This is a genomic window from Streptomyces sp. SYP-A7185 (assembly GCF_046103685.1).
Lineage (GTDB): Bacteria > Actinomycetota > Actinomycetes > Streptomycetales > Streptomycetaceae > Streptomyces.
In genome coordinates this window covers 3,348,516-3,368,612 of sequence record NZ_CP122310.1, presented here as the reverse complement: position 1 = coordinate 3,368,612, position 20,097 = coordinate 3,348,516, and the positions used below count along the sequence as shown (strand labels likewise).

Annotated in this window: 19 protein-coding genes; 5 read left to right on the top strand and 14 right to left on the bottom strand. The window is 70.4% G+C overall.

Annotated features, from left to right (window positions below):
- Positions 1-49 precede the first annotated feature (49 nt).
- Positions 50-544, top strand: coding sequence for a DUF3145 domain-containing protein (locus tag QBL25_RS14855; RefSeq protein ID WP_361827740.1), 495 nt, complete (start codon positions 50-52; stop codon positions 542-544).
- Between the two features lie 108 nt (positions 545-652).
- Here the strand turns inward: QBL25_RS14855 and fabF are convergent, their stop codons facing one another.
- From fabF to fasR, 5 genes are all read right to left on the bottom strand, one after another.
- On the bottom strand, positions 653-1,915 hold the full coding sequence (gene fabF / locus QBL25_RS14850) for a beta-ketoacyl-ACP synthase II (protein ID WP_409057509.1): 1,263 nt from the start codon (positions 1,913-1,915) through the stop codon (positions 653-655).
- Between the two features lie 70 nt (positions 1,916-1,985).
- Entirely contained in the window at positions 1,986-2,234 is a 249-nt protein-coding gene (locus QBL25_RS14845; protein ID WP_160504853.1) for an acyl carrier protein, read from the bottom strand.
- A 96-nt stretch (positions 2,235-2,330) separates the two neighbouring features.
- The gene (locus tag QBL25_RS14840) at positions 2,331-3,362 is read right to left on the bottom strand and encodes a ketoacyl-ACP synthase III (protein WP_409057508.1); all 1,032 of its coding nucleotides are present in this window, start codon (positions 3,360-3,362) and stop codon (positions 2,331-2,333) included.
- 17 nt (positions 3,363-3,379) lie between these two features.
- Complete coding sequence (locus QBL25_RS14835; RefSeq protein WP_409057507.1) at positions 3,380-4,327, bottom strand: ACP S-malonyltransferase; 948 nt, start codon at positions 4,325-4,327, stop codon at positions 3,380-3,382.
- A gap of 89 nt (positions 4,328-4,416) precedes the next feature.
- The gene (gene fasR / locus QBL25_RS14830; RefSeq protein WP_409062657.1) at positions 4,417-5,556 is read right to left on the bottom strand and encodes a fatty acid biosynthesis transcriptional regulator FasR; all 1,140 of its coding nucleotides are present in this window, start codon (positions 5,554-5,556) and stop codon (positions 4,417-4,419) included.
- A 185-nt stretch (positions 5,557-5,741) separates the two neighbouring features.
- Between fasR and QBL25_RS14825 the strand changes: the two genes are divergently transcribed.
- Positions 5,742-6,419 (top strand): pirin family protein, encoded by a 678-nt coding sequence (locus QBL25_RS14825; protein WP_409057506.1) that lies wholly within the window; start codon positions 5,742-5,744, stop codon positions 6,417-6,419.
- Between the two features lie 293 nt (positions 6,420-6,712).
- Here QBL25_RS14825 and QBL25_RS14820 read toward each other — a convergent pair whose 3' ends face one another.
- A complete protein-coding gene (locus QBL25_RS14820) occupies positions 6,713-7,528 on the bottom strand; it encodes a serine hydrolase domain-containing protein (RefSeq protein WP_409057505.1) in 816 nt (271 codons plus the stop codon).
- A gap of 19 nt (positions 7,529-7,547) precedes the next feature.
- Positions 7,548-8,081: a GNAT family N-acetyltransferase gene (locus tag QBL25_RS14815; protein ID WP_409057504.1), complete on the bottom strand. Its 534-nt coding sequence runs from the start codon at positions 8,079-8,081 to the stop codon at positions 7,548-7,550.
- A gap of 311 nt (positions 8,082-8,392) precedes the next feature.
- On the opposite strand from QBL25_RS14815, the gene QBL25_RS14810 reads away from it, so the two are divergent.
- Positions 8,393-8,836 (top strand): MerR family transcriptional regulator, encoded by a 444-nt coding sequence (locus tag QBL25_RS14810; RefSeq protein ID WP_409062656.1) that lies wholly within the window; start codon positions 8,393-8,395, stop codon positions 8,834-8,836.
- 5 nt (positions 8,837-8,841) lie between these two features.
- Entirely contained in the window at positions 8,842-9,915 is a 1,074-nt protein-coding gene (locus QBL25_RS14805; RefSeq protein ID WP_409057503.1) for an aldo/keto reductase, read from the top strand.
- Positions 9,916-10,187: 272 nt separating this feature from the next.
- Here QBL25_RS14805 and QBL25_RS14800 read toward each other — a convergent pair whose 3' ends face one another.
- The 7 genes from QBL25_RS14800 to QBL25_RS14770 all read right to left on the bottom strand — a co-directional run bounded on the left by QBL25_RS14800 (position 10,188) and on the right by QBL25_RS14770 (position 18,267).
- Positions 10,188-11,417: an acyltransferase family protein gene (locus QBL25_RS14800; RefSeq protein WP_409057502.1), complete on the bottom strand. Its 1,230-nt coding sequence runs from the start codon at positions 11,415-11,417 to the stop codon at positions 10,188-10,190.
- Positions 11,414-12,640, bottom strand: a complete 1,227-nt coding sequence (locus QBL25_RS14795; RefSeq protein WP_409057501.1) for an alpha/beta hydrolase — start codon at positions 12,638-12,640, stop codon at positions 11,414-11,416. The genes QBL25_RS14800 and QBL25_RS14795 overlap by 4 nt, the downstream gene beginning before the upstream one ends.
- 180 nt (positions 12,641-12,820) lie before the next feature.
- Positions 12,821-13,492 (bottom strand): response regulator, encoded by a 672-nt coding sequence (locus tag QBL25_RS14790; protein ID WP_409057500.1) that lies wholly within the window; start codon positions 13,490-13,492, stop codon positions 12,821-12,823.
- Positions 13,489-14,853: a sensor histidine kinase gene (locus QBL25_RS14785; protein WP_409057499.1), complete on the bottom strand. Its 1,365-nt coding sequence runs from the start codon at positions 14,851-14,853 to the stop codon at positions 13,489-13,491. Before QBL25_RS14785 ends, QBL25_RS14790 begins: the two co-directional genes overlap by 4 nt.
- Before the next feature lie 189 nt (positions 14,854-15,042).
- Complete coding sequence (locus QBL25_RS14780) at positions 15,043-15,915, bottom strand: DUF4429 domain-containing protein (RefSeq protein WP_409057498.1); 873 nt, start codon at positions 15,913-15,915, stop codon at positions 15,043-15,045.
- Between the two features lie 75 nt (positions 15,916-15,990).
- The gene (locus QBL25_RS14775) at positions 15,991-17,202 is read right to left on the bottom strand and encodes an alpha/beta hydrolase (protein WP_409057497.1); all 1,212 of its coding nucleotides are present in this window, start codon (positions 17,200-17,202) and stop codon (positions 15,991-15,993) included.
- 360 nt (positions 17,203-17,562) lie between these two features.
- Positions 17,563-18,267, bottom strand: coding sequence for a TetR/AcrR family transcriptional regulator (locus QBL25_RS14770; RefSeq protein ID WP_409057496.1), 705 nt, complete (start codon positions 18,265-18,267; stop codon positions 17,563-17,565).
- A 116-nt stretch (positions 18,268-18,383) separates the two neighbouring features.
- Here QBL25_RS14770 and QBL25_RS14765 point away from each other — a divergent pair, with 116 nt between their 5' ends.
- The gene (locus tag QBL25_RS14765; protein ID WP_409057495.1) at positions 18,384-19,991 is read left to right on the top strand and encodes an MFS transporter; all 1,608 of its coding nucleotides are present in this window, start codon (positions 18,384-18,386) and stop codon (positions 19,989-19,991) included.
- Positions 19,992-20,097 lie beyond the last annotated feature (106 nt).

Below are 20,097 nucleotides of genomic sequence, written 5' to 3'. Positions count from 1 at the left end.
GCGCGAGGCCGCTGGGGAAGGCGAACCTCGACCCACACTGGAGGTCCCGGTGACGACACGTGGAGTTCTTTACGTGCACTCCGCACCGCGCGCGCTGTGTCCGCACGTCGAATGGGCAGTCGCGGGCGTACTCGGCGCGCGCGTCAACCTCGACTGGATCAGGCAGCCCGCGGCGCCCGGCAGCTGGAGATCCGAGTTCTCCTGGCGCGGCTCGGTGGGCACCGCGTCCAAACTCGCGTCCGCCCTGCGCGGCTGGCAGCTGCTGCGCTTCGAGGTCACGTCCGAGCCGTGCCCCACGGCCGAGGGCGAGCGGTACAGCGCCACCCCCGAACTCGGCATCTTCCACGCGGTCACCGGGATCCACGGCGACATCCTGATCCCGGAGGACCGTCTGCGGGCCGCACTGGCCCGCTCCCAGCGCGGCGAGAGCGACCTGGAGGCCGAGCTGGCCAAGCTCCTCGGCAAGCCCTGGGACGACGAACTGGAGCCTTTCCGGTACGCGGGCGAGGGCGCCCCCGTGCGGTGGCTGCACCAGGTGGTCTGACGCACTTCCGGCGCCCGGCCCCCGGCCCGCGGCGCCCGGCACGCACGACGAAGGGCCCCCACCGCACGGTGGGGGCCCTTCGTCACGTACGAGCGGATGCTCAGACGCTCAGACGGTCCTGAACGCGAGCACCACGTTGTGGCCGCCGAAGCCGAACGAGTCGTTCAGCGCCGCGATCCTGCCCTCGGGCAGCGCGCGGGGCTCGTCGCGGATGACGTCCGCGTCGACCTCGGGGTCGAGGTTCTCGATGTTGATCGTCGGCGGGGCCACGCGGTTCTTCAGCGCGAGGACCGTGGCCACGGTCTCCACGCCGCCCGCGCCACCGAGCAGGTGACCGGTCATCGACTTGGTGCTGGCGATCGCCATGTGGTCGACGTCGTCGCCGAAGGCCTTGCGCAGCGCCTTGATCTCGGCGACGTCACCCTGCGGCGTCGAGGTCGCGTGCGCGTTCACGTGCACGATCTCGGCGGGCTTGAGGTCCGTGCCGTCGATGAGGTTCTGGAGCGCCGCGGCGATGCCGTTGCCGGAGGGCTCGGGCTGCGTGATGTGGTGGGCGTCGGCCGAGATGCCCTGGCCGACGGCCTCCGCGTAGATCTTCGCGCCGCGGGCCTTGGCGTGCTCCTCGGACTCCAGGACGATCACGCCGGCGCCCTCGCCGAGCACGAAGCCGTTGCGGTCGACGTCGTAGGGGCGCGAGGCGCCCGCCGGGTCGTCGTTGTTCTTGGACATCGCCATCATGTTGCCGAACGCGACGATCGGCAGCGGGTGGATCGCCGCCTCCGTGCCACCCGCGACGACGACGTCGGCGCGGCCGGTGCGGATCATCTCGATCGCGTAGCCGATGGCCTCGGCGCCCGAGGCGCAGGCCGACACGGGGGTGTGCACACCCGCGTGGGCGCCCAGCTCGATGCCGACGTTGGCCGCCGGGGAGTTGGGCATGAGCATCGGCACGGTGTGCGGGGAGACGCGGCGTACGCCCTTCTCCTTGAGCACGTCGTACTGGTCGAGCAGGGTCGTCACGCCGCCGATGCCGGAGGCGATGACCGCGCCGAGGCGGTGCGGGTCCACGGAGGTGTCCTCGCCGGCCTTCGCGGTGTACCCCGCGTCGGCCCAGGCCTCCTTGGCGGCGATCAGCGCGAACTGCGCCGAGCGGTCCAGCTTGCGGGCCTGCGGACGGGGCAGCACCTCGCCGGGCTCGACCGCGATCTGGCCCGCGATGCGGACCGGAAGCTCGGCGGCCCAGTCCTGCTCGAGGAGACGGACGCCGGAACGGCCCGCGAGCAGACCTTCCCAGGTCGAAGCTGCGTCGCCACCCAGCGGTGTGGTTGCGCCGATACCGGTGACGACCACGGTGCGATTGGTCGAGTTCACAGGAAATTTCTCCACGGTGTTGAGGGGATCAGCGGCGCCACCGCCGGGTGGCGACAGCAGAGCAGCCTGGTCAGGCCTGGTGCTTGAGGATGTAGCTGGTCGCGTCGCCGACCGTCTTGAGGTTCTTGACGTCGTCGTCGGGGATCTTGACGTCGAAGCGCTCTTCGGCGGCGACGACGACCTCGACCATGGACAGCGAGTCGACGTCCAGGTCGTCGGTGAAGGACTTGTCCAGCTGGACGTCCTCGACCGGGATGCCGGCGATCTCGTTCACGATCTCGGCGAGACCGGCGACGATCTCTTCCTGAGTGGCGGCCATGTTGGCGCTCCTTCTATGTATCCAGAGGGTGTGGCGCCCGCCGCGGCAGCGGCAGGTTGGTTACGCCGTACGGACCGGGTGATCCGGACGGGATGCCTAGGGGAGGGTAACGACCGTGGCGGCGTACACGAGACCCGCCCCGAAGCCGATGACGAGCGCGGTGTCGCCGCTCTTCGCCTCGCCGGTCGCCAGGAGCCGCTCCATCGCGAGCGGGATCGAGGCTGCCGACGTGTTGCCGGTGGTGCGCACGTCACGCGCGACCGTGACGTGTTCCGGCAGTTTCAGAGTCTTCACCATCGAGTCGATGATCCGCTCGTTGGCCTGATGCGGGATGAAGACATCCAGGTCGTCCGCGGTGATTCCGGCCGCGTCCAGCGCCTGCTGGGCGACCTTCGCCATCTCGAACACGGCCCAGCGGAAGACCGCCTGGCCCTCCTGCGTGATCGCAGGGAACTTGATGTTGCCCTTGCTGTCGAGCGGCAGCTTCGAGACGTCGCCGACGTGGAGGTCGTTCCACGCCACGGTCTGCTTGATCGTCTCGGACTTGTCGCCCTCGCTGCCCCAGACGGTGGGGCCGATCTCCGGCTCCTGCGACGGGCCGACGATCACGGCGCCCGCGCCGTCACCGAACAGGAAGGCCGTCGCGCGGTCCTCCAGGTCGGTCAGGTCGCTCAGCCGCTCGACGCCGATGACCAGGACGTACTCCGCGGAACCCTCGACGATCATGCCCTTGGCGAGCGTCAGGCCGTAGCCGAAGCCCGCGCAGCCGGCGGAGATGTCGAAGGCGGCCGGCTTGCCCGCGCCGATCTTGTCCGCGATCTCGGTCGCGATGGCCGGGGTCTGCTTGAAGTGCGAGACGGTCGAGACGACGACCGCGCCGATCTGCTCCGGGGTGATGCCCGCGTCGGCGATCGCCTTGCCGGAAGCCTCGACGGACATCGCGGCCACGGTCTCCTCGTCGGAAGCCCAGTGGCGGGTCGCGATGCCGGAGCGGGAGCGGATCCACTCGTCGGACGAGTCGATCGTCTCGAGGATCACCTCGTTGGGCACGACACGGGTGGGGCGGTAGCCGCCGACACCCATGATGCGCGCGTACGGGGCGCCCTTACTGGGCTTGATCTTCGACATGCTCTCCTGGCTCCTTCTCAGGCACCCGCCGCGTCGGCGGCGGATGCGGTGTCGGCGATGAGCTCACGAGCTGCGTCGAGGTCGTCGGGCGTCTTGAGGGCCACCGTCCGCACGCCGGGCAGGGCGCGCTTGGCGAGACCGGTCAGCGTGCCGCCGGGGCACAGCTCGACCATCGCCGTGGCACCGAGCCCCTGGAACGTCTCCATGCACAGGTCCCAGCGCACGGGGTTGGCCACCTGGCCGACCAGGCGGGACACGACGTCCGCGCCGGTCGCCACGGCCTGGCCGTCGCGGTTCGAGACGTACGTCAGCTGCGGGTCGGCCGGGTCGAGGGCCTTGGCGGCCTCTTCGAGCGTGGTGACCGCGGGAGCCATGTGGTGCGTGTGGAACGCGCCCGCCACCTTCAACGGTACGACGCGGCGTACGCCCTCGGGCTTGTCGTCGGCGAGCGCCGCGATCTGCTCCGCGGTGCCCGCGGCGACGATCTGGCCCGCGCCGTTCACGTTCGCCGGCGTCAGGCCGAGCTTCTCCAGGTGCGGGATGGTGACCTCGGGGTCGCCGCCGAGCAGCGCCGCCATGCCGGTCTCCGTGACCGCCGCGGCGTCGGCCATGGCCAGACCCCGGGTGCGGACGAGGCGCAGTGCCGCGTCGTCGCTGAGCACGCCCGCGAGAGCGGCCGCGGTGATCTCGCCGACGCTGTGCCCCGCGACCGCGCCGGGCCGGTTCGCGGCCAGCGCGTCACCCAGTGCCGCGGCGGAGAGCAGGCCCGCCGCCACGAGGAGCGGCTGGGCCACCGCGGTGTCGCGGATCGCGTCCGCGTCGGCCTGGGTGCCGTAGTGGGCAAGGTCGAGCCCGATGGCGTCCGACCACGCGCCGATGCGGTCGGCCGCACCGGGGAGATCGAGCCAGGGAGTCAGGAAGCCGGGCGTCTGAGCGCCTTGGCCGGGAGCGACGAGTACGAGCACTCTCACACTCTCTCTTGTGGACGGTGGAAGCCGCCCGTGGGGACAGGGACGAAGAACCGCTGGGGGAATTGTAGGGGCCCGACAAAACGCTACGGTTGGAGATCTCCGTCGGCCAGACGTCCCAGGATCAGCGCGATCCGCAGCGTGAATGCTGAACGTACGTCCGAGGGCGACCAGCCGGTGACGTCTGTCACACGTCGCAGCCGGTAGCGCACGGTGTTGGGGTGCACGAAGAGCATCCGGGCGGCGCCTTCGAGGCTGCTGGCCTGTTCCAGATAGACGCTGAGCGTCTCCAGGAGTGCCGAGCCCGCTTCCTCCAGTGGTCTGTAGATCTCCTCCACCAACTGCTCGCGCGCGGCGGGATCGCTCGCGATGGCGCGCTCCGGCAGGAGATCGTCCGCCAGGACGGGCCGCGGGGCGTCCTGCCAGGCGGCGCACGCCTTGAGTCCGGCGGCCGCCGCCTGGGCGGACCGGGTGGCGGCGAGCAGGTCGGGGACGACGGGCCCGGCGACGACGGGACCGGCCGCGTACGGGCCGATCAGACCCTTGGCGACCTGCAACGGATTGTCGCTGCCGCCCGCGATGACGACGAGACGGTCGCCGAGCACACCGGTGAGGACCTGGAGCTTGGTGTGCCGCGCGGCGCGGCGGATGGCCTCGACGGTCAGCTCGCTGTCGCCGTCGGGCGCGGTGCCGAGGACGACGCAGACGTGCTCGGGGGAGTTCCAGCCGAGCGCGGCGGCCCTGCTGACCGCCCCCTCGTCGGCCTCCCCGGAGAGCACGGCGTTCACGACGAGCGATTCGAGCCGGGCGTCCCAGGCACCGCGTGCCTCGGCCGCCTGGGCGTAGACCTGGGCCGTGGCGAAGGCGATCTCGCGGGCGTAGACGAGGAGCGCCTCGCGCAGGACGGACTCGTCTCCCGGCGCCGCGACCTCGTCGATCGCGGACTCCATCACCTCGATCGTCGTCCGCACCATCTCCACGGTCTGGCGCAGGGTGATCGCCCTGGTCAGCTCGCGCGGGGCGGTCCCGAAGACGTCGGTGGAGATGGCCTGGGGCGCGTCGGGATGGCGGAACCACTCGGTGAAGGCGGCGATGCCGGCCTGCGCCACCAGGCCGATCCAGGAGCGGTTCTCCGGTGGCATGGCCCGGTACCAGGACAGCGTCTCGTCCATGCGCGCGATGGCCTGCGCGGCGAGGCTGCCGGATGACTGCTCCAGGCGCTTCAGCGTGGCTGAGTGCGCGTGAGCCTTCCGGTGCGCGTCCTGGCGGGCGGCTTCCTCATGGCGCGCGGCTTCCTCGTGGGCTGCCTGCTGGGCGTCCGGGCGGGCTTCGTTCGCAGAGGGTTCGGGCACGGGGACAAGACTGCCTTATCGGGACGGGGACGTGCGGTGCCGGGTCTAACGTGGGGTGTGTGATTGATGTACGGCGCTCCAGCGATCGGTACCGCGGCGGGGAGCCCGGCGCCGGTGTCGAGACCTTCCACGCCTTCTCCTTCGGGCCGCACTACGACCCGGACAACCTCCGCTTCGGCGCGGTCCTGGCCTGCAACGAAGAGCGTCTCGCACCCGGCGCGGGCTTCGACGAACACCCGCACAGCCACACCGAGATCGTGACCTGGGTGGTGGAGGGCGAGCTCACCCACCGCGACACCACGGGCCACGCGTCGGTGGTGCGCCCCGGGGACGTCCAGCACCTGAGCGCGGCGGGCGGCGTCCGGCACGTCGAACGCAACGACGGGGCCGAGCCCCTGACCTTCGTCCAGATGTGGCTCTCCCCGCTGACCCCGGGCGGAGAACCGTCCTACGAGGTGGTCCACGGCATCGCGGACTCCACCCCGTACGCGGTCCCGGCGGCGGGCGCCCTCCTCCACGTCCGCCGCCTCACCCCGGGCGAACGCACCGCGATCCCGGACGCCCCCCTGGCCTACGTCCACGTGGTCCGAGGCGAAGTGACCCTGGGCCCCGAACTCCTGACCCCGGGAGACGCGGCCAGAATCACGTCCGAACAATCCCTGGAGGCGCTGGCCACGGGAGAGGGCACAGGAGCGGAACTACTGGTGTGGGAGATGACGGGGGGTGCGGGGGATTGAGGTGCGCGGGGGTGCGGGGGCTGAGGGTGCACGGGGTGCTGCGGGCGGGGCCCCGCGCTGTCGTCGCTGTGGGCAGTCGTGCCGCTGGGGCGGCACGGGTGGGCACAGCGGCGGCACCCCGCTCCCGCCGGGCCGCGGAACCGCTCCCGCCGGGCCGCGGAACCGCTCTCGCCGGGCCGCGGAATCGCTCTCGCTGGGCCGCGGAACCGCTCCCTGCGGCAACCGCACCGCGGGGCACGGCCCAAGGCAGGGCAAGGACGAAGCCACCAGCCCCCGCACAGCGCGAGCGCCCCTCAGAGCTCAGCCAACACCGCATCAGTGAACGGAGGCCAAGCCTCCACAGCCCACGGCCCGAACGCCCGATCCGCGAGAGCCACACACGCCGCCCCCGCATCAGGATCGACCCAGAGGAACGTCCCGGCCTGCCCGAAGTGCCCAAAGGTCCGAGGCGAAGACGAACTCCCGGTCCAGTGCGGCGACTTCGAGTCCCGGATCTCGAACCCGAGCCCCCAGTCGTTGGGACTCTGATGCCCGTACCCGGGAAGCACACCCTTCAGCCCCGGATACGCCACCGACATCGCCTCGCCCACCGTCCGCGGATCCAGCAACCGCGGCGCCTGCACCTCGGCGGCGAACCTCACCAGGTCGTCGACGGTGGACACCCCGTCCTTGGCGGGCGAAGCCCCTCCGTCGAGCGAGGTGGACGTCATCCCCAGCGGCTCCAGCACGGCCTGCCGCAGATACTCTCCGAAGGGAATCTCCGTCGCCTTGGCGATGTGATCCCCGAGCACCTCGAACCCCGCGTTCGAGTACAACCGCCGCGTCCCGGCGGGCGCCGTCACCCGGTGCTCGTCGAACGCCAGCCCACTGGTGTGCGCCAGCAGATGCCGCACGGTCGACCCCTCGGGCCCGGCGGGCTCATCGAGCTCGACGGCCCCTTCCTCGTACGCCACGAGCACCGCGTACGCCGCCAACGGCTTGGTGACCGAAGCGAGCGCGAAACGGTGCCCCGTGGGCCCGTGCGCCCCGACCACGGTGCCATCCGCACGCACGACGGCGGCGGCAGCGGTGGGGACCGGCCAGTTCTCGATCAACGCCAGGCTCTGCATGTGTACGAGCCTAAGCGCCCTACAGCCTCAGCCGCATCGAGGGGTCAGGCTTGCGCACGAAGCCGAGCGAGGCGTACAACGGCTCCGCCTCCGCCGACGCGTTGAGTTCCACACTCCCCGCACCACGCTCCCGGAACCAGCCGAGAAGCGCCTCCATACCGGCCCGCGCATACCCACGCCGCCGCTGATCCGGATCGGTGGCGACGCTGAACACATGCCCGATGACACCCCGCGGATTCCCCGCCCGCCCGATGCGATAGTCCAGCGTCCCCACCACCAGCGCCGCAAGCCTCCGCGACTGCTCGGAAGGCTCCGGCTGACCCGACCCCTGTGAAGGCTCAGGCTGAACCGGCCGGTCGACGACGAAGGCGGCGAAGTCTCCGTCCGGATCGGCCAGCTTGTTCCGGACGACGGCGAGCGACTCGGCGTGCCAGCCGGTGTCGGACTCGGCAGCCGCCGCCGAACCGGTGGCGAACAACGAATCGATCATCACCTGCCGCAACCTGATCAGCTCCTCGGCATCATCAGGCGTGGCACGACGCACAACACTCATGATCGGCACGCTAGTCACCGCCCCGCGCCCCGTCCTCCGATTTCCGAGGACGCCCCTGCGCTTCTTTCCGAGGACGCCCCTGCGCTTCCGGAGACAGACCTCCCTGCGCCACATATTTCTGCCCTCCCCTGCATTCCCTCCTGGTTCTGCTTGCTTGGAGCGCACTCCAAGGTTCTAGCGTGGTGGTCATGACGGTGATGGAGACGGAGACCACCCGCACCAAGGGCGCCACGCAAACCACCCCACCGGCCCCGCCCCCCGGTGCCGACACCGGCCCTGGCACCGGTACGGGCACAGGCACAGACACGGGCATGGGCACAGCCACGGGAGCTGACGCCTGTGCCTCGGCACCCACCACGCATCCCCGCCCGAACGGGCAGGACCACTACACGATCAGCGAGGTCGTCGCCTTCATCGGTCTGACCGCCCACACCCTGCGCTGGTACGAGCGAATCGGCCTGATGCCCCACATCGACCGCTCCCACACGGGCCAGCGCCGCTACCGCAACCGCGACCTGGACTGGCTCGCCTTCGTCGGCAAACTCCGCCTCACCGGCATGCCGGTGGCGGACATGGTCCGCTACGCCGAACTGGTCCGCGAGGGCGACCACACCTTCACCGAGCGCCACGAGCTCCTGGAGCAGACCCGCCGCGACGTCCGTACCCGCATAGCGGAACTCCAGGACACGCTCGCCGTACTCGACTACAAGATCAACTTCTACGCTGACGCCCGCCCGGCGCCGGAGAGGCTCTGACACCGATGACCGCAGAAACCCCCAAGACCCCCGCGCCCGCCGCGTCCCCCACCACCACCGGCGCGACCCCCGAGCGCATCGCCACGGTGCAGCTCGGGACGGACGGTCCCGAAGTCGGCGTCCAGGGGCTCGGCTGCATGGGCATGAGCTTCGCCTACGGCCCCACCGACGCCGACGAGGCCCGCGCGACCCTGGAGCGGGCCCTCGAACTGGGCGTCACCCTCTACGACACCGCCGACGCCTATGCCGCCGGCGAGAACGAGAAGTTTCTCTCCCCCTTCCTCAAGGCACACCGCGACGAGGTCGTCCTCGCCACCAAGTTCGCCCTGGCCATCGACCCGCACGACCCGACCAAGCGGATCATCAACAACGACCCCGCCTACATCCGCGCCTGCATCGACGCCAGCCTCCAACGCCTCGGCGTGGACGTCATCGACCTCTACTACATGCACCGCCGTAACCCCCAGGTTCCGATCGAGGAAACCGTCGGCGTGATGGCCGAACTCGTCGCCGCCGGCAAGGTCAAGCACCTCGGCCTCAGCGAAGTCACCGGCCCCGAACTCCGCGCCGCCCACGCCGTCCACCCCATCGCCGCCCTCCAGTCGGAGTGGTCCCTCTTCAGCCGTGACATCGAGCAGGGCGTCGTCCCCGCCGCCGCCGAACTCGGCGTGGCCCTCGTCCCCTACTCCCCGCTCGGCCGCGGCTTTCTCACCGGCTCGTTCGTCAGCGCCGACAAGGAACTCGGCGCGGACGACTTCCGCCGCCAGCAGCCCCGCTTCACGGGCGACAACGCCGCCGCCAACGCGGCCCTCCTCGAACCCATCCGCACCGTCGCCGAAGCCCACGGCGCGAGCCTCGGCCAGATCGCCCTCGCCTGGGTCCAACAGCAGGCCCAGGCCCACGGCCTCGCCGTCGTCCCCATCCCCGGCACCCGCAAGCGCACCCGCGTCCAGGAGAACGCCGCAGCCACCCGCCTCGAACTGACCCCCTCCGAACTCGCCCTCCTGAACCCCATCGCCACCCAGGTCTCCGGCGACCGCTACGCCGACATGACCTTCACCTCAGCCGGCCGCGAGTAACCCCCACCCCCACCACCCCCGGGCGGGCCACCCCCCACCTCAACGGCCCGCCCACCGGTCTCCCAGCGCCCGCCTCGCCCACCGGCCTCCCAGCGCCTGCCCCGCCCGCCGCCTCCCGGCGCGTGCCCCGCCTGATGGGTCCCGACGCGTGCCCGCCGCGCGGGCTCCCAGCGCCTGCCCCGCCCACCGCACTCCCAGCGCCCGCTCCGCCCGGAAACCCACCTGTGGGCCCGCGGCCCGTCGGCCGCACGCCCCGCACACGAGCCCGCCCCTCACGCCAACCCCAGTGCGAAGACCGCGAATCCGGCCGCCAGCAGTCCGGCGAGTGCCCTTCTGGCGTGTGTGGCCCTCTTCCACGGGGCCTCGAAGCCGCGGGTGTAGCGGCCTATCAGCAGCAGGAGCATCCCGAAGACCGGCAGCCAGGCCACCCGGGCGGCTATCCAGCCCCAGGTGTCCGGGCCCGCCGTCAGCCCCGGCACCGTGCCGCCGAGGAACGAGCCGGGCACGGCTGCCGCGAGCATCGCCGTCTGATGCCAGCACAGGATCGTCATCGCCGACAGATTGATCACGACCACCGGCGCCCACAGGGCGGGCCTGCGCAGCACCTTGCCGATGCGTTCCCGCAGCAGGATCGCCGCACCGCTCTGCGCGGCGGCCAGCGCCAGGACCAGCAGGGACGGGGGGTGGGAATTCGTCCGTGCCTCACCCGGGACGCCCACCATCGACGCCGGATAGTGGAAGACGAGAAGCAGGACCGCGAAGAGAGCCGACCCTCCGGCGAGCAGCAGCCACGCCCCACGCCTGCCCAGCTTCTTCTCACCCCAGCTGACGCCCAGTTGGTAGGCGAACATCCACCCGGGCAGCAGATTCAGCAGACTCAGCCAGGACGGCATGGCCCCGCCGAACGGGCCGTAGCGCAGAAAATCGACGACGGCGACGGACCCGAGCAGCGGCGCCGCGGCCCAGGCACCGAACCGCTCGGCTGCCTCGATGCACCAGGGCGTGAGAGCGGTGATCACCGCATAGATCCCGACGAACCACAGCGGCTGTATCACCAGCGTGGAGCCCGTGCGCAACGTCGTGCCGGGCACGCCCATCGCGTACAGCACCGGGAGCAGCGCGGCCCAGACTGCCGTCACGCCGAGGACCGGACGCCCGAGACGTGCCACCCGCCCGCCGAGCCAGCGCTTCGTCGACTCGCCGTGTGCCGCCGCCCGGCGGAAAGACAGGACGGAGGCATATCCGCCCACCAGGAAGAAGATGCCGAGCATTTGCAGCACCCAGCTGAGCGGCGCGAAGAATCCGAACGACTCCAGGGGGCTCGCATTGTGCAGCGCGCCGCCCGAGTCGAGCGTGAATCCGCCGAGCAGCCAGTGCCCGGTCGGCACGGCGAGGAGGGCCAGTGCACGCAGCCCGTCTATGGCCCGGTCACGATGAGCGGGCGTCGTGGCGTCGATCGCCGACGCGCTCTTGCGCAGGGTGGCCAGTGGGGTGAGGCTCATGACCGCTCTCCCATGGGTCGGGCGTCGGCGGCAGCCGCGCTTGTCGCGGTGCTGTGGTCCGGAGCGTCGGGGGTGGCGCCCTCCGCGATGGCGGCGAAGGCCTGGAGGGAGTCCGTCCCGGGGGCGAAATAACCGGTATGGCCCTTAGCTCGCTCCGCCGGGACGTGGCGGGCACCGAAGCCGGGATCGGCCGGGTCCTCGCCATGGCCGAGACCGAACAGCTCGACGTTCGGCACGTCACCGATCCAGTCGCTGTCGTCCTTGGCCGCCCACACGCGGGCGGAGGTGTGCAGATCGGCCACGCTGTCCGCCCGCATGCCGGGAGAGCCGAGCACCACCAGGTCGGACGCCGGCAGCCGTGGGGCCGCCAGGCCGCACACCACCGAGCCATAGCTGTGGCAGAACACGGCGGGGCGTGGAGTGCCGGACGCCGTCAGACCCTGCACGAACCGGGCGAGCCGTGGCGCGCCGGCCTCCGCGAGCCGCCCCGTAGCGGCGTCGGGGCCGAGTCCGACCGGGGTGGTGTACCCGACCCACGCCACCACGGCCGTGTCGTCACCGGCTTCGGCGTGCAGGGAGCGGGCCATCCCGGCCGGAGTGCCGTACACGTCGTTCGAGCGGTCGAAGCTGCTCAAATCGATGTCGGATCCCGGCACGACAACAGACACGTGCCGCGCGCTCGTCAAGTCGCCGTACACCTCGCCCACTTGCCCTCTGCCACGCGGATCGAACGCGAGTATCTGCCGACCGGGGCGCAGAAGCTCCTCGTAACGTGCGACCAGGGAACGGGCTCGCTCGTGGTCCTGCACGGTGAGGCTCGGGTCGCTCTCGCGGGCCTGCTGGCGGGCTTTCTCGGCGTTCATGGAGAGGGAGTTGGCCTCGAAGCGCAGAGCGATCGGAGCGCCGTCCAGATTGCCGACGACCGAAGGGTGGCGCGCGGCCAGCCCGTGCTGCCGCGCCTCGCTCAACGAGTCGAAGAAGGCGGCGACTTGGGCGGGGGCCGTGGTCGCCGGATCCGGCAGCCGCACCCCCCACGAATGGTCCGCGCGCCAGGCATGGGTGCCCGGAGGTGGGCCCGTGATCGGCTGCTGTTCCTTGCCGACCGCCCAGCCGGTCGTACCGGTCACGATCGTCGTCGTGAGCGCCGCGGCGATCAGCGTCCGCTTGCTGCGTGTCTTCCAGCTCCTGCGGGTTCCGCGGGCTTTCCAAGAACGAAGGCGCATGGCCCGTCTCCCTCCCCATCTCGTGGCACGCTCTGGCGTGACGAGGGAAAAGTAGGGAGACGGTGCCCTGCGGCACCTCACACTGGGGAGCCAACTCGCAGGTCATACCGGGGTATGTGGAGCTCATACCGAGGTATCGGGGAGAGCGGGCTGTCGCCGGTGTGTGCGGGGGAGAGGGGCTTACTGTCCACCGGGCGTGATCAGCCCCGACTCATAGGCGAAGATCACGGCCTGCGCACGGTCCCGCAGGTCCAGTTTGGACAGCACCTTGCCGATGTGGGTCTTCACGGTCTGCTCGGCCAGGACCAGATGCTCGGCGATCTCCTGGTTGGAAAGCCCGCGCGCGATCAGCACCAATACCTCGGTCTCACGCGGTGTCAGACCATTCAGCCGAGGCGACTGGTCGTTGCGCGGTCGCTGCTTGGCGAAATCAGTGATCAGACGGCGCGTCACCGACGGAGCGAGCAACGCGTCACCGGCCGCCACCACGCGTACCGCCGAGATCAGATCGGCCGGCGGGGCGTCCTTGAGCAGGAAGCCCGAAGCTCCGGCGCGCAGCGCCTCGTACACATAGTCGTCCGCGTCGAAGGTGGTGAGCATCAGGACCTTTGGCACATGGACCACCCCGGGCGGCGGATCCAGCAGGGCGCGGGTCGCGGCGATCCCGTCCATGTCGGGCATCCGGACATCCATCAGGACGACATCGGGATGGGTCTGGCGGCTGACCTCGACACCGAGCTTGCCGTTCGGCGCCTCGCCCACGACGTCGATGTCGCTCTGGGCTGCCAGGAGCGCGGCGAAGCCGCCCCGCACCATGTTCTGGTCATCGACGATGATCACGCGGATGGTCATGCGGTGCCGGAATCCTTCTTGAGGAGTGGGAGTTGGGCGGCCACACGGAATCCGCCGTCGGGCAGCGGCCCGGCGTCGACCGAACCGCCGACCAACCGTACGCGTTCGCGCATGCCGACGAGTCCGTGACCTGTGCCGCCGTGCTCCAAAGAGTCGGGTGTCTCGGTGGGTGGGCCGTTGACCACGAGGAGCAGCAGATGCTCCTCGTCCAGGCTGACGGTGATGGTGGTGTGCGCTCCCGGCGCGTGCCGCATCACGTTCGACAGGGCCTCCTGCACGATGCGGTAGGCGGACAGGTCGACCGCCGGGGTGACGTCGGCCAGCTGTGTGAGCACCGACAGTTCAGGACGTGACAGGTCGATCGGTATGCCGGCGCGCACCGTCGCCTCCACCAGGTGCGGCAGCCTGCTGAGCCCCGGCTGCGGAGTCCGCTCGCCCGGTGTGTCCTCACTGCGCAGGACGGCGAGCAACCGTCGCATCTCGGTGAGCGATTCACGGGCACTGGCCGCGATGCTTCCGAACTCCTCGCGCGCCTCGTCCGGAAGATCATGGAGGCGGTAGGGCGCGGAGTCGGCCTGCACCGTGATCACCGACATGTGGTGAGCGACGACGTCGTGCAACTCCCGGGCGATGCGTGCCCGTTCCTCGAGGAGGGTGCGCTGCGAGCGCTCGGCCTCGCTGATGGTCTCCTGCTCGACGAGCTTGCGCTGCGCGTCGCCCCGCTCGCGCAGCAGCGCGCCGAGCAGCAGCGCGACACCGCTCAGCACGATCAGTAGCACGCTCGTGTCCTGGCTGCCGTCGTCGCGGAACGCCCCGAGCACGAGACTCACGACGACGGTGACGAGCCAGATCCCCAGGAGGGTGCGACGGCTCTCGCGCAAGGACAGCAGGAGGCACACGACCACGTAACCCACGATGATCATGGCTGTCCACGGTGCGGGGCGGTCGTCCCCCATGGACAGCGTCACGATCGCCCCGAGGACGTCCGCGACGATGATGATGCACCAGGCGGCCAGCGGACGGCTGACCGCCAGCAGCAGTGGCGCGGCCTGGGCGACACCCAAGGCGCCCGCCAGACCTCCGCTCACCCCATAGTCGTTCGACAGCACCTGGGTGGTGACCGGGATGAGTGCCGCCACGAACCCCAGCGCGGTGATCAGGGGAAGCAACCGCATCCAGCGCTTGGGCGCCCGGGCCAGGATCGGCTCGGTCCGCCCCGCGGGTGTGGAGAGGAAGGCCCCTGCCCTGCCGAGGCCGTCGCGGACACCCGCGGCCGCACGCTGAAGGGTGGCCCCTCGGCCGTCCGGCTCAGAAGCCGGTGGGCGGGGGTCTTGGTCCGGTGGTGTCGATGCGCTGCTCATGGCCTGATCAGCGTAGGCGCGCAGCACACCCCGCGCCGTCGTACCGCGGTGCTGACCTGCGCCCCATACCCAGGTACGAACCGGGCTCCCCTCGATACCCAGGTATGACCGAGGCCCCACGCCGCCTCCGCCAGGCCGTAGCGACCACAGCCGCTACGGCGATCACAGCCACCACAACCACCGCAGCGGTCACAGCTCAGCCAGGAGCTCGGCCTTCTTCATGGTGAATTCCTCGTCGGTGAGCAGCCCGGCCTGGTGCAGTTCGCCGAGATGCCGGATGCGTTCCGCGATGTCAGCGGGGTCGCGGCGGGTCACCGGCGCGCTGCCGGGGACCGTCCCTGGGGTCAGGGCCGGGCCCGACGACCGCACCGCGGCGAGCACCGACGCAGCGAACGGCAGCGACTCGTGCACCGGCCCGTACCCCAGACCGAAGACGACGGCCGCGGGGTCCTGGTCGGCCTGCGCGGGCTGGGCGACCGGGGTCTCACGGCGCAGCAGCCGCAGGTGGCCCTCGAAGACCTCGGGGGAGCGCCACTCGACGCCGCTCAGGTCCGTGACCAGGAAGCTCTGGTCGCCGGCTTTCCACTTCGCGGACGAGGCGCCCGTCCAGAACCACCGGAAGGCCACCGACTTGCCGTCGAAGGACGCCTTGCCGTCGTACGCCTTGAACTGGAGCGGAGTCTCCGGTGGGGCCACCAGGTAGCGGTCCGTGGGCCCGGAGTCGCCCTCAGCGAGCTGAGCCCGCAGCTCGTCCGCGTAGTACTCGGCGAGCGTCTCGCGCTCGGCCGGCAGCACGAGCCGATACGGGTCGCAGCCGTCCTTGAGCTGGCCCGCGGCCGCCTCCATCAGCGGATCGGCGCCCGGTCTCGGCACGGCGTGCAGGACGACCGTCCCGCGCTTGCCGGGAGTGAGCGTCACCGCCGCGATCGCCTCGTGGGGAATGCGGCGTTCGCCGAGCGCCTGAAAGAGCTTCGGCGTGCGGATCCCCCGTTCGAAGCGGATGAGCACGGAGTCGGACTCGAACTCCCAGGCGGCATGAAATCCGGCCAGTACGTCACCCATGCGGCTCATCGTAGGCGGCACGCGCGCCTCCGTCCCTCCTGCGGCGTGCCGCTGTTTTGTCGATTTCTACGCGCGTCAGGCCGCTGTCGCGCCGGAAAATTCCTTCCGGCAGACGTCATCGCCGCTCGCACATCGCACCGAGCCGTACGCACCGGTGCCGATGTCGGCGAAGTTCCTGAGGCTCTCCGTACCCGGCTCGAAATAGCCGGTGTGGCCGATCGCGCCGCGTGCCGAGAGCACGCGGGCGCCGAAGTCCCGGGAGACGGGATCGGCACCATGCCCGAGCCCGCCGACCTCCATGTTTGGCACATCCTGGATCCAGTCGTCGCCGTCCCTTGTGGCCCAGATCCGGGCACCTGTGCCCAGCTGTGCCGCCGTGTCCGCACGCATGCCGGGGCTGCCCGCGACCGCGATGTCGGAAACCCGGGAGGGCAGCTGTCGTGCGGCGACCCCGCACACCACCGAGCCGTAGCTGTGGCAGTACAGCGCGACGGGCGAGTGCCCCGGCAGGGCGCGGACCAGGGAATTGAGCCGGATCGCGCCGTCGTCCGCACGCATCGACGTGGCCGCGTCCACACCGAGACCCACGGGCGCGGTGTAGTCGGCCCAGGCGATGACGGCGGTACGCGCGCGTGGGCTCGCCGTCCGCTCCGCGCCGTACAGGGCCTTGGCCATGCCGACGGGCGCCGAGTACTTGCGGTTCGTCCGCTCGAACGTCAGCACGTTCGTGTCCACCCCGGGCACCACGACCGATACGCGCGAAGCGCGGTCGAGGTCTCCGAAGACCTCCGCTATACGACCCGTCCCCATGGGATCGAAGGACAGCACCTGCCGCCCCGGGTGCATCATCACGCCGAAGCGCTTCATCCTGCGCTCCGCCTCCTGCTGCCCGAGAGGGGAGAGCCGGGCGTCGTGCATGCGCCGTCGCTCGGTCTTGCGTGCCTGGTCAAGGGCGATGTGGTTCGCGCGATAGCGCAGCTCCACGGGGGCACCGTTCATGTTGCCGACCGCTAGGGGGTAGCGGGTGGCGAGCCGGGTGCGCTGCTGTGCGTTGAGCGACGCGAAGAAGTGTGCGAGCCGGCCGGCGGGGGCACCGGGGTCGGGCAGGGCCCGGCCGTTGATGCGCCCGTGCTCCCAGGCCGAGATTGAGGCCGAGAGCGGCGATGCGGCGTCCTTGTGGTGGCGTACCGCCGTCCAGCCCGTGGTCGCCAGCATGACGAACACGACGGCGAGCGCAAGCAGTGCGCGCCAGGCGCTGAGTTGAGGGGAGGAGTCGAAGGAAGTCACTACGGAACACCCTAGGAGAATCGTGATGCCTACCGTGCACCGGGTGAGGCAGATCACGTTTCCCTTGGGGTAATTGAGGCATAGCGGGCGCACTTCGAGCGTTTTCGTCACACTCTGTACGCGCCGCGCCCACGCACCGCAGGCGGCTTTCCCGCTACTGACGGTGTATCAATGATTCACGTTACGTGTTGATTTGTTCGATGGGTCGATCCATCGCGTGAAGCTCCACGCGGCCGGCTCCGGCCAACCCGTTGCCGCCCGTCCCCACCCGTTCCCGCCCGACCCGACCCGACCCGACCCGACCCGACCCGTCCCGACCCGACCCAACCCGTCCCGATCGGACGCGGAGTACGCGCACGGTCACTCCGTGCGCCAGCTTTCCGCCAACGCGGGCCCCAGATGGTCGAGATGCGACTCGGTGATCGCTCGGATCGATTCGACGCTCCAGTCGTCGCCCGCGCCCCACAATCGTCCGGTCACGCGCATGACCCCGCTGAAGGCGGCCACCACCACGCGCGGTCGGGGGTCCTTGTCCAGGTCGAGTCCCTCACGCTCGGCGATCACGCGCGCGATCTCTTCCTCCATCTCGATGGAGCGGCGCAGGTGGGCCGCCAGCAAGGAAGGAGTGGATTCGATCATCTGGTAAGTCCGCATGTGGAGTTCGACCGGGACGACCTCCTCGATGGACCGGCCCATCGCGTCCCACGCGCCGATCACGGCTCCACGCAGAGCCACGAACGGCGTTTCGTGGGCCGGACGTTCGCGCAGCGCCTCCACGAACCGCTGCTCCACCATCTCCTGGACGGCGAAGGCGGTCTCCTGCTTGTTGGTGAAGTACCGGAAGAACGTGCGCTGCGAGACATCGACGGCCTCGGCGATCTCGTCGACGGTCGTCTCCTCGAACCCCTTGGTCGTGAAGAGCTCGAGCGCCGCGCGCAGCAGCGCGTCACGGGTGCGCTGCTTCTTGCGCTCGCGGAGTCCGGGCCGGGTGGGTTCGCCGGAGATCTCTCCAGGAGCCTCGGCCTCTGGTTTCGCGGGGTCCGCCGCTTGCTCTTCGGTCCTCACACCATGGCCTTCTTTCCACCGGTTTGACCAGCTCACCATACCTGTGACCGACGTGACAGTTACCGACTTGTGAATTGGTTTGTCAACTGTCAGCGACTGACATTAGCCTCCGACGCATGACTAGTCAGATCACCGTCGACAAGGCGGACAAGGCGCCGGAGCCCTCCGCCCCGGCCCCGGCCAAGGGGCTTCGCGGGCACCCTTGGCTGACGCTCTTCTCCGTCGCGATCGGCGTGATGATGGTCGCCCTGGACGGCACCATCGTGGCGATCGCCAACCCGGCCATCGCCAAGGACCTCGGCACCACGATGTCCGGCGTCCAGTGGATCACCAACGGCTATCTTCTGGCGCTCGCCGTCGCGCTGATCACCGCCGGCAAGCTCGGTGACCGGTTCGGCCACCGGCAGACGTTCCTGATAGGCGTGGCGGGCTTCGCCGTCGCCTCGGGCGCCATCGGGTTCTCCAGCAGTGTCGGCCTGGTCGTCGCCTTCCGCGTGCTCCAGGGCCTCTTCGGCGCCCTCCTGATGCCGGCCGCGCTCGGCCTGCTGCGCGCCACCTTCCCCGCCGAGAAGCTGAACATGGCGATCGGCATCTGGGGCATGGTCATCGGCGCCTCGACCGCGGGCGGCCCCATCGTGGGCGGTCTGCTCGTCGAGCACGTCAGCTGGCAGTCGGTGTTCTTCATCAACGTGCCGGTAGGCGTCATCGCCCTCGTCCTCGGCCTGGTGATCCTCAAGGACCACCGCGCGGAGAACGCGCCCAAGTCCTTCGACGTCCCCGGCATCGTCCTTCTGTCGGGCGGCATGTTCGCGCTGATCCTGGCCCTCATCAAGGGCTCGGAATGGGGCTGGGACGGCTCGAAGACGCTGCTCTTCCTCGCCGGCGCGGTGGTCCTCTTCGCGCTCTTCGCCTTTTGGGAGACGAAGGTCAAGGAACCGCTCATCCCGCTGGGCATGTTCAAGTCCATCCCGCTGTCCGCCGGTGTGGTCCTGATGGTCCTGATGGCGTTCGCCTTCATGGGCGGCCTGTTCTTCGTGACGTTCTATCTCCAGAACGTGCACGGCATGAGCCCGGTCGACAGCGGTCTGCACCTGCTGCCGCTGACCGCCATGATGATCGTTTCCTCGCCCATCGCCGGTGCGCTCATCACCAAGTTCGGCCCGCGCGTCCCGCTCGTCGGCGGCATGGTGGCCACGGCCGTCGCGATGTTCGGCATGTCCACGATGACGACGGACACCGCGACGCTGCCGATGTCTCTGTGGCTCGGCCTGCTCGGCCTCGGTCTCGCACCCGTGATGGTGGGAGCCACCGAGGTCATCGTCGGCAACGCCCCGCTGGAGCTCTCCGGTGTGGCGGGTGGTCTCCAGCAGGCCGGCATGCAGGTCGGCGGTGCGCTCGGTACCGCCGTGCTCGGTGCGGTCATGGCCTCCCGGGTCGACGAGGAACTTCCCGCGAACTGGGCTGACGCCAAGCTGCCGCCCATGACGCCGGACCAGCTCGACCAGGCGTCCGGCGCCATCGAGATGGGCGGAGCCCCGGTCCCGCCGAACACGCCGGAGCCGATCGCCGACGCGATCACCTCGGTCGCGCACGACACCTTCGTTTCCGGAATGGGCCTGGCCTTCACCGTCGCCGGTGCCGTCGCGGTCGTCGCGGCCCTGGTCGCCACGCTGACCAAGCGAGGCGCCAACGCCGAAGCAGGCGCCGGAGTCGGACACATCTGACCGGAGACGATCGGCTTCCGGCCGGTGGCCACCGAGACGACCGGCTTCCGGCCGGTGGCGACCCGGCCCCGATCGGAGACATTTCCGGGTGTATGCACCGCGTACG

Coding starts and splice junctions, on each gene's coding strand:
- QBL25_RS14845 (WP_160504853.1), bottom strand. CDS start 2,234: ATGGCCGCCACTCAGGAAGAGATCGTCGCCGGTCTCGCCGAGATCGTG.
- QBL25_RS14840 (WP_409057508.1), bottom strand. CDS start 3,362: ATGTCGAAGATCAAGCCCAGTAAGGGCGCCCCGTACGCGCGCATCATG.
- QBL25_RS14820 (WP_409057505.1), bottom strand. CDS start 7,528: ATGCAGAGCCTGGCGTTGATCGAGAACTGGCCGGTCCCCACCGCTGCC.
- QBL25_RS14815 (WP_409057504.1), bottom strand. CDS start 8,081: ATGAGTGTTGTGCGTCGTGCCACGCCTGATGATGCCGAGGAGCTGATC.
- QBL25_RS14810 (WP_409062656.1), top strand. CDS start 8,393: ATGGGCACAGCCACGGGAGCTGACGCCTGTGCCTCGGCACCCACCACG.
- QBL25_RS14805 (WP_409057503.1), top strand. CDS start 8,842: ATGACCGCAGAAACCCCCAAGACCCCCGCGCCCGCCGCGTCCCCCACC.
- QBL25_RS14800 (WP_409057502.1), bottom strand. CDS start 11,417: ATGAGCCTCACCCCACTGGCCACCCTGCGCAAGAGCGCGTCGGCGATC.
- QBL25_RS14795 (WP_409057501.1), bottom strand. CDS start 12,640: ATGCGCCTTCGTTCTTGGAAAGCCCGCGGAACCCGCAGGAGCTGGAAG.
- QBL25_RS14790 (WP_409057500.1), bottom strand. CDS start 13,492: ATGACCATCCGCGTGATCATCGTCGATGACCAGAACATGGTGCGGGGC.
- QBL25_RS14785 (WP_409057499.1), bottom strand. CDS start 14,853: ATGAGCAGCGCATCGACACCACCGGACCAAGACCCCCGCCCACCGGCT.
- QBL25_RS14780 (WP_409057498.1), bottom strand. CDS start 15,915: ATGGGTGACGTACTGGCCGGATTTCATGCCGCCTGGGAGTTCGAGTCC.
- QBL25_RS14765 (WP_409057495.1), top strand. CDS start 18,384: ATGACTAGTCAGATCACCGTCGACAAGGCGGACAAGGCGCCGGAGCCC.